Source organism: Amycolatopsis sp. PSD-21 (assembly GCF_055561455.1).
Genome location: NZ_CM145712.1, coordinates 6,788,873 through 6,804,455 on the forward strand (window position 1 = coordinate 6,788,873; position 15,583 = coordinate 6,804,455).

Annotated in this window: 14 protein-coding genes; 10 read left to right on the forward strand and 4 right to left on the reverse strand. The window is 69.1% G+C overall.

Features of this window, described 5'->3' with window-relative positions; translation table 11 throughout:
* The first annotated feature begins 93 nt into the window (after positions 1-93).
* From ACZ1DY_RS31800 to ACZ1DY_RS31820, 5 genes are all read left to right on the forward strand, one after another.
* Positions 94-1,515, forward strand: a complete 1,422-nt coding sequence (locus ACZ1DY_RS31800) for a PucR family transcriptional regulator (RefSeq protein ID WP_465481836.1) — start codon at positions 94-96, stop codon at positions 1,513-1,515.
* A gap of 2 nt (positions 1,516-1,517) precedes the next feature.
* Positions 1,518-2,000 (forward strand): MarR family winged helix-turn-helix transcriptional regulator, encoded by a 483-nt coding sequence (locus ACZ1DY_RS31805; RefSeq protein ID WP_126733440.1) that lies wholly within the window; start codon positions 1,518-1,520, stop codon positions 1,998-2,000.
* A gap of 35 nt (positions 2,001-2,035) precedes the next feature.
* A complete protein-coding gene (locus ACZ1DY_RS31810; RefSeq protein WP_465481837.1) occupies positions 2,036-2,641 on the forward strand; it encodes a DsbA family protein in 606 nt (201 codons plus the stop codon).
* A 9-nt stretch (positions 2,642-2,650) separates the two neighbouring features.
* A complete protein-coding gene (locus ACZ1DY_RS31815) occupies positions 2,651-3,127 on the forward strand; it encodes a GNAT family N-acetyltransferase (RefSeq protein ID WP_465481838.1) in 477 nt (158 codons plus the stop codon).
* A 172-nt stretch (positions 3,128-3,299) separates the two neighbouring features.
* Positions 3,300-4,553 (forward strand): HNH endonuclease signature motif containing protein, encoded by a 1,254-nt coding sequence (locus ACZ1DY_RS31820; protein WP_465481839.1) that lies wholly within the window; start codon positions 3,300-3,302, stop codon positions 4,551-4,553.
* Between the two features lie 248 nt (positions 4,554-4,801).
* Here ACZ1DY_RS31820 and ACZ1DY_RS31825 read toward each other — a convergent pair whose 3' ends face one another.
* Positions 4,802-5,998, reverse strand: coding sequence for a DUF6986 family protein (locus ACZ1DY_RS31825; RefSeq protein ID WP_465481840.1), 1,197 nt, complete (start codon positions 5,996-5,998; stop codon positions 4,802-4,804).
* Positions 5,999-6,002: 4 nt separating this feature from the next.
* Positions 6,003-7,580, reverse strand: a complete 1,578-nt coding sequence (aceB, locus tag ACZ1DY_RS31830) for a malate synthase A (RefSeq protein ID WP_465481841.1) — start codon at positions 7,578-7,580, stop codon at positions 6,003-6,005.
* Positions 7,581-7,683: 103 nt separating this feature from the next.
* Here aceB and ACZ1DY_RS31835 point away from each other — a divergent pair, with 103 nt between their 5' ends.
* Entirely contained in the window at positions 7,684-8,460 is a 777-nt protein-coding gene (locus tag ACZ1DY_RS31835) for an IclR family transcriptional regulator (protein WP_126733446.1), read from the forward strand.
* On the opposite strand, the gene ACZ1DY_RS31840 is transcribed toward ACZ1DY_RS31835, so the two are convergent.
* Positions 8,450-9,181, reverse strand: a complete 732-nt coding sequence (locus ACZ1DY_RS31840) for a TetR/AcrR family transcriptional regulator (protein WP_465481842.1) — start codon at positions 9,179-9,181, stop codon at positions 8,450-8,452. The two genes, ACZ1DY_RS31835 and ACZ1DY_RS31840, sit on opposite strands and share 11 nt — an antisense overlap.
* Positions 9,182-9,288: 107 nt before the next feature.
* Between ACZ1DY_RS31840 and ACZ1DY_RS31845 the strand changes: the two genes are divergently transcribed.
* Both ACZ1DY_RS31845 and ACZ1DY_RS31850 read left to right on the forward strand, forming a co-directional pair.
* The gene (locus ACZ1DY_RS31845) at positions 9,289-10,785 is read left to right on the forward strand and encodes an MFS transporter (protein ID WP_465481843.1); all 1,497 of its coding nucleotides are present in this window, start codon (positions 9,289-9,291) and stop codon (positions 10,783-10,785) included.
* 101 nt (positions 10,786-10,886) lie between these two features.
* Positions 10,887-11,084, forward strand: a complete 198-nt coding sequence (locus tag ACZ1DY_RS31850; protein ID WP_465481844.1) for a hypothetical protein — start codon at positions 10,887-10,889, stop codon at positions 11,082-11,084.
* A gap of 213 nt (positions 11,085-11,297) precedes the next feature.
* Here the strand turns inward: ACZ1DY_RS31850 and ftsY are convergent, their stop codons facing one another.
* The gene (gene ftsY / locus ACZ1DY_RS31855; RefSeq protein ID WP_257485161.1) at positions 11,298-12,602 is read right to left on the reverse strand and encodes a signal recognition particle-docking protein FtsY; all 1,305 of its coding nucleotides are present in this window, start codon (positions 12,600-12,602) and stop codon (positions 11,298-11,300) included.
* Positions 12,603-12,754: 152 nt separating this feature from the next.
* Here ftsY and ACZ1DY_RS31860 point away from each other — a divergent pair, with 152 nt between their 5' ends.
* Both ACZ1DY_RS31860 and ACZ1DY_RS31865 read left to right on the forward strand, forming a co-directional pair.
* On the forward strand, positions 12,755-13,963 hold the full coding sequence (locus ACZ1DY_RS31860; protein ID WP_465481845.1) for an anhydro-N-acetylmuramic acid kinase: 1,209 nt from the start codon (positions 12,755-12,757) through the stop codon (positions 13,961-13,963).
* A gap of 9 nt (positions 13,964-13,972) precedes the next feature.
* Positions 13,973-15,556, forward strand: coding sequence for a sodium:solute symporter (locus tag ACZ1DY_RS31865; RefSeq protein WP_257485159.1), 1,584 nt, complete (start codon positions 13,973-13,975; stop codon positions 15,554-15,556).
* The last annotated feature ends 27 nt before the right edge of the window (positions 15,557-15,583 follow it).

The window sequence follows — 15,583 nt, forward strand, 5'->3', positions numbered from 1 at the left end:
AGTAGACGCCCTGCGCCCGCACGGCGGCAACGGTGCCGAAGCATGAAATCTCCCCTGCACGCGCCGGTCGTTTTGTGCTTTCCTACAAACCTGATGACGACCGTGAAAACTCTGCTCGCGCTCCCCGGGCTGCGCTTGCGCGTCCGCGCCGGGACGGCTTTGCTCGACCGTCCGGTGTCCCGGATCTACGTCACGGAACTGTCCGATCCCGGGCGGTACGTGTCGGCGGGCGAGCTCGTCCTGAGCGGGTTGCTGTGGTGGCGCGGGCCGGGCGATTCGGAGGCGTTCGTCGCGGCGCTCGCGAAGGCGGGGGCCGCGGCGCTGGCGGCGTCCGGAGCCGACTCCGACGGGATTCCCGAAGACCTCGTCGAAGCCTGTACGCGACACGGGATCCCGTTGCTGGAGGTGCCGGCGGACCTGTCGTTCTCGGTCGTCACCGAACGCGTCGTCCTGGCACTGGCCGCGGCCGCGGAAGGCGCTCGCAAACGTTTGCTTTCGGCGGCGACGGAAGACTCGTCGGTCGAAGCCCTCCTGGAGCGGGCGCGCGGCGAGATCGGCCTCCCCTGCTGGGTGGTACCTGTCGGCACCCCGTCGGAGCTGGTGCGCCGGTTCGTCGCCGCGGGCGGACGTTCCCTGGAAGCCGACGACGTCTCGGTGCGGCCCGTCGGCGGCAGGCACGCGCTGCCGTGGCTGCTCGCGATCGGCGGCAGGCTGACCGCCTCACAGGCCGAGATCGCCGAAGAACTCGCCGGGCTGATCGGGCTCGCGCGCACGCGGGCGGACGAGGTCCGCGCCGTCACCGACAGGGTGCTCGAACCGTTGCTCGCCGCGCTCGACGAAGGCGGCGATCCGCACGCGGCGCTGACCGCGACCGGGTTACGCGGCGATCTGCGGGTCGTCGTCGCGCGTACCGAAGGATCCGAAGCGGCACGCGGCATCCTGACCGAACTCCTGCCGCCGGGCGCGCTCGTCGGCCCCGCCGGGGAGACCACCTGGGCGCTGGCCGAGGACGACGGCGAATGGCCGGAGGACTGGCACTCCACGGTGACCGGCACCCTGACCGGCGTGGAGTCCCTGTTGCCGTGCCGCCGGGTGCTGATCGGCGTCAGCGACCGCTCCCCGGTTTCCGTGCTACGGGGCGCGAAAGAGGTCGCGCGCTACGCGCTGGCCGTGGCGGCGGAACGGCCCGGCACGATCGAGGTCGTCCCCGGCGGCGAGATCGGGATGCACCGGCTGCTGCTGGCGGGCGCGCCCGACGACCTGCGGGCGGCGTTGCGGCGGCGGGTGCTGGGCCCGCTGCTGAGCTACGACGCCGAACAGGGCACCGATCTGGTGCACACCCTGCGCGTCTACCTCGAATGCTCCGGCTCGCCGACGCGGGCCGCGCGGGCGCTGCACGTCCACGTCAACACGTTGCGGTACCGGATCGGGCGCGCGAGCGAACTGCTGGGCACCGACCTGACCGAGTTCACCGAACAGCTCGACGTCTATTTGGCCTTGTCGGCAGGGAGCTGAAAATGGGCATCACCACGGCGAAAGAAGCCGCCTACGACCCGCGCGTGGTCGCCTTCGGCCGGATGATGGGCGCCGCGAACCGGCTCGAATACCTGCTCGGCCGCGCACTGGAGGCCGAATGCGGGATCTCGCACCTGATGTTCGAGGTCCTGCTCATCGTCGGCAGGTCGGGTGAAGCCGGGATGAGCATGCGCGCCATCGCGCAGGAACAGGTGCTGACCACCGGTGGCGCGACGCGGCTGGTCGACCGGATGACCACCCTCGGCCTCGTCGTCCGTTCGTCCGACGCCCAGGATCGTCGCGTGCAGCTCGTGCGGCTGACCGCGCAAGGCGAGGAGACGACCGTGCGGGCCGCGCGGGTGCACGTCGAGAACATCCAGCGGCTCTTCCTCGACCCGCTGCCCGCGGACCATCGCGAACGGTTCGCGCAGGACCTGCGGACACTGAGCCACTCGGCACGTGACGCACTCCCCAAGCTCCGGTAGGAATATCTGACCAGTCAGACATCGTTGGTTCGGTCATGAAGCTCATCTATGTCTTCGACGCGTACTGCGGCTGGTCGTACGGGTTCGCCCGCACCATGGCCGACGTCGCGCACCGGCATCCGGACCTGCCGGTGGAAGTGGTGTCCGGCGGCCTTTTCCTCGGCGGGCGCCGGGTGCCGATCCGGCAGTTCGGCTACGTCCAGGGAGCCAATGCCGAGATCACCCGCCGGACCGGCGCGCCGTTCGGGGAGAGCTACGAACGGCTCATCGCGGACGGGGAGTTCGTCATGGACTCCGAGGCCGCCGCCTGCGGAATGGCGGCGTTGCGCGAGGTCGGGCCGGACCGCGCGGTACGGCTCGCGGCGCTGCTTCAGGAGGCGTTCTACCTCGACGGGCTGAGCCTGTCCGAGGTCTCGACCTATCGCGTGGTCGCACAGCGGGCAGGCCTGGACGGGGACGACGTCGAGGCCGCGCTGGACCGGGTTTCCGCCGCGGACGACTTCCGGCGCGCACGGGAACTGGGCGTCACCGGCTACCCGACTCTTCTGGCCTCCTTGCCGTCGGAGCAGGTGGTGACGCTGGTCGCCGGAAACGCGAGCGCGGACGAAGTGGAACGGCGGATCGGCGCGCTGGTTTCCTAGACTTCGCGCATGCCTTTGACGATTCGACCGGCGACCCCCGCGGACGCCGACGCCGTCGCGAAGATCTGGTACCACGGCTGGCAGGACGGCCATCTCGGCAACGTGCCCGACTCGCTCGTCCGGATCCGCACCCGTGAATCGTTCTGGGAGCGGGCCGCGGCCCGCGTCGGCGACACGACCGTCGCCGTGCTGGACGGTGAGGTGGCGGGTTTCGTGATGGTCGTCGGGGACGAGGTCGAACAGGTCTACGTTTCGGCGGACCATCGCGGGAGCGGGGTGGCAGGCGCGCTGCTCGCGGAAGCCGAACGGCTGGTGAGTGCGGGCGGGCACTCGCGCGCCTGGCTCGCGGTGGCGCCGGGGAACGCGCGGGCGCGGCGGTTCTACGAGCGGTGCGGGTGGACCGACGAGGGCGAGTTCGACAATCGGGTCGCCGGACCTGACGGTCCGGTTTCGGTGCCTTGCCTGCGCTACGCGAAGCCCGTCTGACCCTTCGCATTTAGCCGGCTAACTGCGGTATGCGTTTAGCCGACTAAACGCAACCTGCTTTCTTTGCGTGATCTTCCTGCGCAGCCGGATCACCCTTCGGTGTTGTATGCACGTTTCGCTTGTTGCTTAAACTTACGAACACCTGTTCGATTTTTTCGGGTATTATGGAGGCGTGTCCGAGACCTTCCTCCCCGAGTTGCCGCAGGAACTGTGGCGTGCCGGCAAGCTGGAGCTTGCCCACGGTGTGCAGCAGTCGTTGCAGGTGATTCGGATGGCCACCGCGGGTTTGGGGCGGTTTCTGGCGGAGGTCGAGTCCCGGGGCGCGAAAGACTTGTTCGGGCATGGGACTACGGCGAGTTGGTTCGCGGAGATGGCGGGGTTGTCGCGGGCCGAGGCTGGTGCGGTGGTGAAGCGGGCGATCGCTTTGAACCCGACGCGGAACCTGGATGGCACCGAAGCCCCGGCCGTGGCACCCGAGACCGCCGCGGTCGCCGCCGAGGGGTTGGTCGGGGACGAGCGGATCGATCAGATCCTGGAGATCTTGAAGAGGCTGCCTGCCGATACCTCTGCCGAGGATCGGGCGGTCGCGGAGAAGATCCTCGCCGAGTTGGCCCCGACCGCCGGTCCGCAGCAGCTCGCCAAGGCTGAGGCGAACCTGCTGGGCTGGCTGGACCCCGACGGCAACGAACCCCAAGACCCCGAACCCAAAGAACCACGCCGGGAAATCACCCTGGAGCGGCGCAGGGACGGGTTCTGGAAACTCACCGGGCTGCTGGACGACGAGACCGGTGCCCGCACCGCCGCCGCACTCGAGGCCTACGCCCAACCACGGCCAGTCGACGAGTTCGGACAGGCCGATCTGCGGATGAAGTGCGAACGCCTGGGAGACGCGTGGGCCGAACTCCTCGACCTCGCGATCGCGTGCCCCGACCAACCCGGAACCAGCGGCTACCGCACCCTCGTGCATGTCACCATCGGGCTTGAGGAGCTGAAGTCGGGTCTCGGGACCGCGTGCCTCGACTTCGTCGGCACGATGACGGCGAGGGAAGCGCGGCTCGCCGCCTGCGACTGCCTGATGCTGCCGGTCGTGATGAGCACCGCCGGAGAACCCCTCGATGTGGGGAGGCTACGACGCTTCGTCACGCCCGGGCAACGACGGGCGTTGAACATTCGTGACGGTGGCTGCGCGTTCCCGGGCTGTCATCGGAAACCGAAGAACTGCCACGCCCACCACATCATCCACTGGGCAGACGACGGCCCCACCGACCTCCGAAACCTGGTGCTGCTATGTAGTTTCCACCACCGCCTGATCCACCACGGTGACTGGGAAGTCCGGATGGCGGCCGATGGGTTACCGGAGTTCATCCCACCCCAATACCGAGACCCACTCCGACATCCCCGGCGCAACACCCTGCATCACGTCTGAACCCGAGGAGCCCGTCGGCCACACCGGCGACGGGCCCTTCGGCATGCCCGCCGAACGCGGTCGTTGATGAAGGATTCGGGACACTCAACGTCCCAGATCCTTCATCAACGACCGAGGCAGACATCGTGGATGCGGAACCCGACACCTATCACCGAAACCTCATGACCGGACGGAAATGTCCGCTCTGGTCCGACGGTGACCGTCCTGGCGCGATCCACGGCGATCAAAGGAAGATCTTGACCCGCTGCTCATACCGTCCGGCGCGCGTAGCCGTCCAACTCCGCCCGGGAGAACGAAAGCTCCCCGAGGTCGACGGCGCCGCAATCCAGCCCCCGCACCAAGAAGCTTGCCAAGGCCTGGGCGGTCGCCGGCTCGTCCAGCACCCCACGACCGGTCTGGTCCGCGTAATCCCGCAACCGGCCCAGCGCGGCCGGGAAACCTTCGCGGAAGAACGCGTACGTCGCGGCGAACCGGGACGGCAGCTGGTGCGGGTGCAGATCCCAGCCCTGGTAAAAGCCTCGTTCCAGAGAACGCCGCACGAGCCGCAGATGTTCGCGCCAGGCCGGGAGGATCGCGTCGCCGACGGGCAGCTTGTTCGTCGAGCCGTCGGAAAGCCGGACGCCGGTACCCGCGGCCGAAACCTGCATGAGCTGCTTGGCGAAATCGGCGGCCGGATGTTCCATGCTCTGGTACTCGGCGCTGATCCCGAGCCCGGCGCTGTAGTCGTAGGTTCCGTAGTGCAGCCCCGAACACCGGCCGCGCGCGGCTTCGATGATCCGCGGCACCGCCACCGTCCCATCGATGTCCACAATGGACTGCGCGGTCTCGATCTGGACTTCGAACCGCAGCGCGCCCTCGGGCAGCCCGTACGCGGATTCGAGGCGCTCCAGGACATCCGCCGCCACTTCGACCTGCTCGACGGCGGTCACCTTCGGCAGCGTGACGACGAAACCGTCCGGCAGCGGGCCGCTTTCCAGCAACCCGGCCAGGAAGAGATCGAGCGTGCGGATACCGCGGCGGCGGGTCGCCTGCTCGAAGCTCTTGAACCGGATGCCCACGAACGGCGTGCCGCCCGTGACGGCGAGGGTCCTGCCGGCGGCGAGCGCGATGGCGTCCTCTTCGTCGTCGCCCGGCCTGCCGAGGCCGTCCTCGAAATCGATCCGCAGATCCTCGATCGGCTCGGTCAGCAGTTTGGTCCGGACCCGGTCGGCGATATCCGCGTCCAGGCCCAGCTGATCGGCGTGCTCGCCGAAAACCCGCAAGGCCTGCTTGCCCCAGTCCGCCACGAGCCGCGTCTTGTACTGCGACGCGGGCACGTACACGGTGTGCACGGGCTGGCGGCCGGGCGGCTCGCCGGGATACTTGGCCGTGACGCGCGCGTCGGCCTCGGCCAGACGCGCGTCAGCGGCGGTGTAGACGTCCTCGGTGAGCCGCCCGTTCCCCATCTGTCTACTTGATCCGTTCGTAGGCGGGCAGGGTCAGGAAGTCCGGGAACTCGTCGGCGAGCGCGACCTGCTCGAACAGCTCGACGGCGGGCTCCAGCAGCTCCGGCTTGATCTCGGCGGCGAGTTCGCCGCGGACTTCGGCCAGCACGCCGCGCACCAGCTCCCCGGTCACCTTGTCGCCGGTGTCGAGCTGGGTGCCGTTGCGCACCCACTGCCACACCTGCGAACGCGAGATCTCCGCGGTGGCCGCGTCCTCCATCAGGTTGTGGATGGCCGCCGCGCCGTTGCCGCCCAGCCAGGAGGCGATGTAGCGGATGCCGACGTCCACGGCGGCGCGCAGCCCGGCCGCGGTGGCGCTGCCCGGCGTCGAGGCCGCGTCGAGCAGCTGGTCGGCGGTGACGGACACCTCGTCGCGGGTGCGGTCGAGCTGGTTCGGCTTGTCGCCGAGGACCTTGTCGAACTCCTCGCGGCAGATGTCCACCATGCCGGGGTGCGCGACCCAGGAACCGTCGAAGCCGTCGCCCGCCTCACGGCTCTTGTCGGCGCGGACCTTGTCGAGCGCCGCGGCGGTGACCTCCGGGTCCTTGCGGTTCGGGATGAACGCGGCCATCCCGCCGATCGCGAACGCGCCGCGCTTGTGGCAGGTGCGCACCAGCAGTTCGGTGTACGCGCGCATGAACGGCGCGGTCATGGTGACCGAGTTGCGGTCCGGCAGGACGAACTTCTCCCCCGCGTCACGGAAGTACTTGATGACGCTGAACAGGTAGTCCCAGCGGCCGGCGTTGAGGCCGGAGGCGTGCTCGCGCAGTTCGTAGAGGATCTCCTCCATCTCGAACGCGGCCGGGATGGTCTCGATCAGCACGGTCGCGCGGACGGTGCCGTGCTCGATGCCGAGCGTCTTCTCCGCGTGGGTGAAGACGTCGTTCCAGAGCCGGGCTTCGAGGTGGCTCTCCATCTTCGGCAGGTAGAAGTACGGGCCCTTGCCGCGGTTGAGCAGTTCCTGCGCGTTGTGGAAGAAGTACAGGCCGAAGTCGACCAGCGCGCCGACGGCCTGGCGCCCGCCGAAGGACAGGCCGCGCTCGTCGAGGTGCCAGCCGCGCGGGCGGACGACGATGGTCGCGTGCTCGACGTCGTCCTTCAGCGCGTAGCTCTTGCCGCCGCTTTCCAGCGTGATGGTCTTGCGGACCGCGTCGTACAGGTTGACCTGGCCGGAGACGACGTTCGCCCAGTGCGGCGTGTTGGCGTCTTCGAGGTCGGCGAGCCAGACCTTGGCGCCGGAGTTCAGCGCGTTGATGGTCATCTTGCGGTCGGTGGGACCGGTGATCTCGACACGGCGGTCGCGCAGCGCGGGCGGCGCCTCGGCGACCTTCCAGTCACCCTCGCGGATTTCCTTGGTCTCGAGCAGGAAGTCGAGCTTGCCGGTGACCCTGGCCTCTTCGCGGCGCTTGCTCCTGGCCTGCAGCAGCTCGTCGCGGCGGGCGGCGAAGGCCTCGTGCAGGCCGGCGAGGAAGGCGAGCGCCTCCGGCGTGAGGATTTCGTCCCCGCGCTCGACCGGATCGCCGAGCACCTGAGCTTCAGACATGAGTAACACCCCGAGTTCGGAAAGATAACGTCCCTACGGTTTTACATGACGGACTATAGTTTCTGCATAGCGGAACATCAACGCAGACGTAAGGAGTACCACGGTGGCAGCGGAGAAGAACGGGCGCGACGGCGGCGTCCAGTCCCTTCAGCGGGCCTTCGAGCTCCTCGAGCATCTCGCGGACACCGGCGGGGAGGCCAGTCTTTCGGAGCTGGCGACCCTGTCCGGGTTGCCGATGCCGACCATCCACCGGCTGATCAGGACACTGGTGGACCTGGGTTACGTCCGGCAGAACACCAACCGCCGGTACGCGCTGGGCGCCCGCCTCATCCGGCTGGGTGAGAACGCCAGCATGCAGTTCGGCTCGTGGGCCCGCCCGCTGCTCGCGGAGCTGGTCGACGAGGTCGGCGAGACCGCGAACCTCGCCGTCCTCGAGCGCGACGAGGTCGTCTACGTCGCCCAGGTGCCCTCGAAGCACTCGATGCGGATGTTCACCGAGGTCGGGCGGCGTCTCCTGCCGCACGGCACCGGCGTGGGGAAGGCGATGCTCGCGCATCTGCCGTCCGACGACGTCACGGCGCTGCTCGCCAGGACAGGCATGCCCTCCTACACCGAGCACACCTTCACCGACCAGGACGCGCTCCTGCGCGAGCTGGCGAAAATCGCCCAGCAGGGTTACGCGCTTGACGAAGCGGAGCAGGAACTGGGTGTCCGTTGCGTGGCCGTCGCGGTGCCGGGCGCGCCGGTGCCGGCGGCCGTGTCGGTGTCCGGGCCGTCGGGGCGGCTGACGATGGAGGCCGTCGAGCGGATCGCGCCCGTCGTCCAGCGGATCGCGAACTCGCTCGGTTCGACCCTTTCGAAGGACGGGGTCACCGTTTGAGCCTGGCCTCCAGGCCGTCGAGCATCCTCTCCAGCCCATAGCGGAACTTCTCGTCGCGGAGCCGGACCGGATCGGTTTCGGCGACGGCCCTGGCGAGCATTTCCCGCTGGTGCGGATGGCCCTGCACCGCCTCCTCGACGGCGGGCCGCAGCCGCTCCGCCCACTCGCTTTCGCTCCGGCCGCTCCTGGCGACGGTCGTGAGCCAGGCCGCCTCGGTCGTCCCCATGCCGATGACGTAGGAGATCACCGCGCTGATCGCCTGCTCGGCCTCGTCGCCGGGGAATCCCGCGGCCACGAAGACCCCCAGCAGCCGCTCGTTGAGCCGCATGACGTTCGGGCCCAGATACGACAGGCCGACCGAGCCGAGCAGTGAAGCGACCCATGGGTGCCGCAGGATCATCGCGCGGACGCTTTCCGCCCCCACGACGGCGGCTTCCCGCCACCGCGCCGGATCGTCGCCGTCCGGCACGGTGATCTCGCCGTAGACCTCGTCGACGACCAGTTCGATCAGCTCGTCGCGGTTGGCGACGTGCCGGTAGAGCGACGTCGCGCCCGCGTTCAGCGCGGTGCCCAGCCTGCGCATGCTCAGCGCGTCGACACCTTCGACGTCCAGGAGCCGGACGGCCTCGGCCACGATCTGCGCCTGACTCAGCGCGGGTTGATCCCGCTTCCGGCGCGGACGGGTCCATACCGACTGGATCGGTTGCTCCTCGATCGACATGACCCCACCTTAGCGCACGAAGTACCCCCTTGCGTACGCCGTTTCGTTTTGCGTACAGTGTGCGCATCAGCCGAACAACGTACGCAAACACTTCTGGGGGTATCCCGATGAACGAACCCGTCCGCGATCCACGGCGCTGGTGGATCCTGATCGTGTTGTGCCTGAGCACGCTCGTACTGGTCGTCGACAACATGGTGCTGACGGTCGCCGTCCCGCCGCTGGCCGAAGACCTCGGCGCCAGCGCCCAGGACACCCAGTGGATCCTGGACTCCTACATCCTCGTTTTCGCCGGCCTGCTGCTCACGTCGGGAAGCCTCGGTGACCGGTTCGGCCGCCGAAAGGTGATGCTCATAGGCCTCCTCCTCTTCGGCGTGGCCTCACTCGTCGCGGCGTTCGCCGCGAATCCGCTCGAACTGATCGTGTCCCGCGCGGTGATGGGCGTCGGCGGCGCGCTGATCATGCCGAGCACCCTGTCGATCCTGATCACCGTCTTCGACGACGAAGAGCGCCGCAAGGCGATGGCGGCGTGGAGCGCGGTCGCGATGATCGGCCTGATCGGCGGCCCGGTGCTGGGCGGCGTGCTGATCGCGTGGTTCTGGTGGGGCGCGGTGTTCCTGATCAACGTGCCGATCGTCGTCATCGCGGTGATCGCCGCGCTCACGCTGATGCCGGAGTCCAAGGGCCCGTGGCAGAAGCCCGACCCGCTCGGCGCGCTCCTGTCGGCGGCGGGCATGGTCGCGCTGGTCTGGACGATCATCGAGCTTCCCAAGCACGGCATCGCCGAGGCGGGGACCTTGATCCCGCTGGCGGTCGCGGTGGTGTGCCTGACCGGTTTCGTGTTCTGGGAGCGGCACACGCCGTCGCCGATGGTCCCGCTCGTGCTGTTCCGCAAGCGCAACTTCAGCGGTGGCAGCCTGTCGCTCACGCTGGTGCAGATCGGCAACGGCGGGCTCCTGCTGCTCCTCACCCAGTACCTGCAGTTCGTGCTCGGTTACACCCCGACCGAGGCGGGTCTCGCGTTCATCCCGATGGCCGTCGCGTCGCTGCTGTTCAACACCCTCGGCGCCACGCTGGGCCAGAAGATCGGCAACCGGGCACTGACCACGGTCGGCATGATCGTGATGGCGGGCGGTTTCGGCCTGCTCGCGACGATGTCGGCGAACGAGGGCATCCTGCTGCCCGCGACCGCGCTGTTCCTGCTCGGAGCGGGCGGCGGGGTGGCGATGCCGGCGGCGATCGCGGCGCTGATGGGCGAGGTCCCCGAGGAGCAGGCCGGGGTCGGCTCCGCGCTCAACGACACCATCCAGCAGCTGGGCGCCGCGCTCGGCATCGCGATCCTGGGCAGCGTCGTGTCGGGCCTGTTCACCGCGAACATGCCCGAGTCCGCCCCGGCGCAGGCACGGCTTTCGATCGGTGACGCCTTCGCGACCGGCGACGGCGGCCTCATCGCCGCGGCCCGCGAGTCGTTCACCTCGGCGATGTCGACGACGTTCCTGGTGAGCGCGATCGGTGTGCTCGCCGCGGCGGTGCTCGCGTTCCTGGTGATGCGGGACAAGAAGACCGCACCGGCGGGGACCGAGGAGAAGGCTCCCGCCGCCGTCTGACGAAAACGCGCGAAGGCCCCTCTTTCGGCTCAGCCGGAGGAGGGGCCTTCGTCGTAGCCTCGAAACAGGGCCGAGCGAGGGGATGTCAGATTGTCGAATCGGTGATCGCCTGGATCGGACAGAAAGTCGCGGAGAAGACGCTCGACCGGAAGTCACGGCGCCACGACCTCAGCGTCCCAGGCGCCGAAGCGACCAGCGACCTCGACATCACCGTGAAGTACACCCTGCCGTACTGGCGGAGCGCGAAAGCACCGGTACGGCTGATCTCGCAGAGGGTCGACGGCTATCCCGACGCGTGAGACCGAGGCGGGGCACCTACGAGATCACGGCGTGGGTCGTCCAGCTCTCGCCCCTGCACGGCCAGACCGAGACCGTGCACGCCGTCGGATGGCAGCGGCTCTGGCTGGGCCCCAACCGCAGAGCCAAACCGGGCGCCCTCAAGCCTGCACGCAAGCCCTCCAAAGCCCGGGCAGCTCAGCCCGACCTTCCCGCCGGTGGCAGCCGTCAGGGTCCTAGCTGCTGAGCAGGGCCTCGACGAACGCGCCCGGCTCGAATGGCGCCAGGTCGTCCGGTCCCTCGCCGAGGCCGACCAGCTTGACCGGAACCCCGAGTTCGCGCTGCACCTGGAAGACGATGCCGCCCTTCGCGGTGCCGTCCAGTTTGGTCAGCACGATGCCGGTGACGTCGATGACCTCCGAGAACACGCGGGCCTGCATCAGCCCGTTCTGCCCGGTGGTGGCGTCGAGTACCAGCAGCACCTCGTCGACCTTCGCCTGCTTCTCGACGACTCGCTTGACCTTGCCCAGCTCGTCCATCAGGCCGGTCTTGGTGTGCAGGCGGCCCGCGGTGTCGATCAGGACGGTGTCCACGCCGGCCTCGGTGCCGCGTTTGACGGCGTCGAAGGCGACCGCCGCCGGGTCCGCGCCTTCCTTGCCGCGCACGACCTCCGCGCCCACGCGCTCGGCCCACGTCTGGAGCTGGTCCGCCGCGGCGGCGCGGAAGGTGTCGGCCGCGCCGAGCACCACGGTGCTCCCCTGCGCGACGAGCACCCGGGCGAGTTTGCCGGTGGTGGTGGTCTTGCCGGTGCCGTTGACCCCGGCGACCAGCACGACGGCGGGCTGCTTCTTCCCGTCGACGGTGTGCGGCAGCGCGCGGACGGCCCGGACCGCGTCGGTCGAGAGGGCGGCGGTCAGCACCTCCTGCAAGACCGCGCGCGCCTCCTCCGACGTCCGCACCGCGCGGCGCTTCAGCTCGTCACGAAGGCGTTCGACGATCTCGGTGGTCGTCGCGGCGCCCAGGTCCGCCATGAGCAGCGTGTCTTCGACGTCCTGCCAGGAATCCTCGTCCAGGTCACCGGCGCCCAGCAGGCCGAGCAGGCTCTGCCCGAACACCGACCGGGACTTGCCCAGCCTGCCGCGCAGCCGCTCCAGGCGGCCGGTGGCCGGGGCGATCTCCTCGACGGGGGCGGGCTCGGGTGCCGCTTCCTCGGCCGGTTCGGGAAGTTCGACGTCGCGCACCGTGCGCTGCGCGGAATCCCTCGGCACCGCCGCGTCGTCCCCGACGGCGGGCTGCCCGTCGGTCTCCGGGCGATCCTCGACCGGGTGTTCCGGCTCCTCGGTCTTCTCTCCACCAGGGGCGAGCGCGATCCCGCCTGTCGCGGTATAACCGCCGCCCTTCGGCTTCTCGACGACGTCGGCAGCCTTGGACTCGTCCAGGCTGATCCGGCGGCGGCGCGCGATGAGCAGCCCGGCCACCAGTACGGCGACCAGGACCACGACGGCAACGACAACGATCCAGAACCAGGGGGTACTCGACACGGCGCCATCCTCGCATCCGCACCCCGTCGCGCTCAGACGCCCCACGGGAAGCAAGCCGATCTTGTCAAACACCCACTGGATAGGACTCATTTCGGACAAGAAGAAACGGTCCGGCTTGCGCGCCCTCCGGATCGACGGATAAACCACTCCGAATGACGGTTTCCTCCGGCACTGGGGTCCGGGTGATCGGGCTCATCTCCGGCACGTCGATCGACGGGATCGACGTGGCGGCCGCCGAACTGCGCGCCGACGGGGACACGGTGGTGCTCTCGCCGCTCGGCCAGCTCGAAGTCCCCTATCCCGAAGCGCTCCGCGAGGCGTTGCTCGCCGCCTTGCCACCGAATCCCTGCGACGCCGAGCAGCTCACGAAACTCGACACCCTGGTGGGCCAGGCCTTCGCCGAGGCGGCCGCGCGCGGGGTCGAGGAACTGGCCGGCGGCGAGGCGGACGTCGTCGCTTCGCTGGGCCAGACGGTGTTCCACTGGGTCGAGGACGGCGTCGCGCGTGGCACGCTGCAACTGGGGAACCCGGCGTGGATCGCCGAGCGCACCGGGCTGCCGGTGGTGGCCGACCTGCGCGTCCGCGACGTCGCCGCCGGCGGGCACGGCGCGCCGCTCGCCAGCACGCTGGACGCGTTGTGGCTCCGGGAAATGGCCGCGGCAGGCCCGGTCGCGGCGTTGAACATCGGCGGGATCGCGAACATCACCGTGGTCCCCGCGAGCGGTCCGGTCCTGGCCTACGACACCGGCCCCGGCAACGCGCTGATGGACATCGCCGCGCACCGCGCCACCGGGCTGCGCGCCGACATCGGCGGAGCACTCGCGCTGCGCGGCAACGTGCGGCCCGACCTGCTGGCGAAACTCCTGCTCGATCCCTACTACGCGGCCGCACCGCCGAAGTCCACCGGCAAGGAACTGTTCCACGCCACGTATCTCGACGAAGCGCTCGACGGGCTCCCGCCGGTCGGTGCGGAAGACCTCCTGGCGACGCTCACCGAACTGACCGCGGTGACCATCGCCGCGGAATGCCGTCGCCACGCCATCGCCACGGTGATCGTCTCCGGCGGCGGCGCCGACAACCCGGCGCTGATGGCCGCGCTCGCCAGGAACCTGCCGGACACGGCGCTGAAGACCAGCGACGACCACGGGCTGCCCCGCGCGGGCAAAGAGGCATACCTGACCATTCTGCTGGGCTGGCTGACCTGGTCCGGCGCCCCGGGGAACCTCCCGTCGGCGACCGGTGCCCGCGGCGACCGGCTGCTCGGCAGCATCACCCCGGGCGCGGGGCCCCTGCGGCTCCCCGCCCCGCACAGCTCAACCGTGACCCGGCTACGGGTAGCGGCGAAGACCGGCGAGCGATAGGAGATACGGATGCGCGCACTTGACCTCGCGATCATCGGGCTTTTTCTGGTCGGTATGCCCTTGCTGGGCGTCTGGATCGGCGGCAAACAGAAATCCGGCTCCGACTACTTCGTCGGCGAAGGCAAGATCTCCTGGTGGGTGGCCTGCCTTTCGGTGGTCTCCGCGGAGACGTCCACCCTCACCGTGCTCTCCGTGCCGACGGTGGCCTACATCGCCACCCCCGGCGACGGCGGCATGACGTACCTGGCGCTGGCGATCGGCTACATCGCGGGCCGGATCGTGGTGTCGATGGTGCTGTTGCCGCGTTACGTGGCGGGCAACCTGGTCACCGCGTACGCCTTCCTCGGCAAACGCTTCGGCAGCGGGCTGCAGGGCACCGCGTCGGTGACCTTCCTGCTCACCCGGACGCTGGCCGACGGGATCCGGCTGTTCGCCACCGCGATCCCGATCAAGGTGGTGATGGCGGCCTACGGCCTGAACGTCTCGTACTGGACGATCGTGATCGGCCTCGGTATCGCGATGGTGCTCTACAGCTTCTTCGGCGGGGTCCGCGCGGTCGTCTGGGTCGACGCGATCCAGATGCTCTGGTACGTCCTCGGCGCGGTCGTGGTGATCTGGGCGATCTCCGGCAGGCTGCCCGACGGCTGGTTCGGCAAGGCCGTCGACGCGAACAAGTTCCAGATCTTCGACTTCTCCTCGAACATGCTCACCGGGCAGTACGCGTTCTTCACCGCGCTGATCGGTGGCGCGGTGCTCTCGATGGCCTCGCACGGCTCGGATCAGCTGATCGTGCAGCGCCTCCAGGCGACCAACGATCTGCGCGCCGCGCGGAAGGCCTTGGTGGCCAGCGGATTCGTGGTGTTCCTGCAGTTCGCGCTGTTCCTGTTCATCGGCGTGCTGCTGTGGGCGCTGTACAACGGTCTCGCCCCGACGAAGCCGAAGCCGGAAGGACTGGGGCTGGCCAACAAGGACGAACTGTTCGCGAACTTCATCGTGAACGACCTGCCGAGCGGTCTGTCCGGCTTCGTGATCGCCGGGATCCTCGCCGCCGCACTGAGTTCGTCACTCGGCGCGCTGGCCTCGTCGACGGTGACCGATGTCTACGAACGGGTGATCGGCCGGGAACTCCCGGAAGCCGACCGGCTGAAGCACGGCCGGATCTGGACGATCGTCTGGGCGGGCGCGCTGATCCTGTGCGCGGGTTTCTTCGCCTCCTCCAACAAGACCTCGGCCGATCCGATCGTGGTGCAGGCGCTCGGCATCACCGGGTACACCTACGGCGCCCTGCTCGGCGCGTTCCTGTTGGGCCTGCTGTTCAAGCGGGCGAGGCAGGCCGACGCGATCGTGGCATTCGTGTCGACGGTGATCGTGATGGCGTTCATCATCCTGGGCGTCAAGTTCAACAAACCGGACGGCAGCCTGATCGGCGTCGACTTCAGCAAGGCTTCCGGGAACACCGTGGCGCTGGCGTGGCCCTGGTACACCTTGTGCGGTGTGGTGATCACGCTCGTGGTGGGCGGGTTGCTGTCGCTGCGGCACGGGAGCGTGGACCCGCTGGCCGAACCGGACGTGAAGGAGTCGACCCCCGTCTAGAGCCTCGTGAGTGGTAAGGACGGTTAG

Bases quoted from the DNA above. Each gene is read 5' to 3' on its own strand.
- ACZ1DY_RS31800 (WP_465481836.1), top strand. From the start codon at position 94: ATGACGACCGTGAAAACTCTGCTCGCGCTCCCCGGGCTGCGCTTGCGC.
- ACZ1DY_RS31805 (WP_126733440.1), top strand. From the start codon at position 1,518: ATGGGCATCACCACGGCGAAAGAAGCCGCCTACGACCCGCGCGTGGTC.
- ACZ1DY_RS31810 (WP_465481837.1), top strand. From the start codon at position 2,036: ATGAAGCTCATCTATGTCTTCGACGCGTACTGCGGCTGGTCGTACGGG.
- ACZ1DY_RS31815 (WP_465481838.1), top strand. From the start codon at position 2,651: ATGCCTTTGACGATTCGACCGGCGACCCCCGCGGACGCCGACGCCGTC.
- ACZ1DY_RS31825 (WP_465481840.1), bottom strand. From the start codon at position 5,998: ATGGGGAACGGGCGGCTCACCGAGGACGTCTACACCGCCGCTGACGCG.
- aceB (WP_465481841.1), bottom strand. From the start codon at position 7,580: ATGTCTGAAGCTCAGGTGCTCGGCGATCCGGTCGAGCGCGGGGACGAA.
- ACZ1DY_RS31840 (WP_465481842.1), bottom strand. From the start codon at position 9,181: ATGTCGATCGAGGAGCAACCGATCCAGTCGGTATGGACCCGTCCGCGC.
- ACZ1DY_RS31845 (WP_465481843.1), top strand. From the start codon at position 9,289: ATGAACGAACCCGTCCGCGATCCACGGCGCTGGTGGATCCTGATCGTG.
- ACZ1DY_RS31860 (WP_465481845.1), top strand. From the start codon at position 12,755: ATGACGGTTTCCTCCGGCACTGGGGTCCGGGTGATCGGGCTCATCTCC.
- ACZ1DY_RS31865 (WP_257485159.1), top strand. From the start codon at position 13,973: ATGCGCGCACTTGACCTCGCGATCATCGGGCTTTTTCTGGTCGGTATG.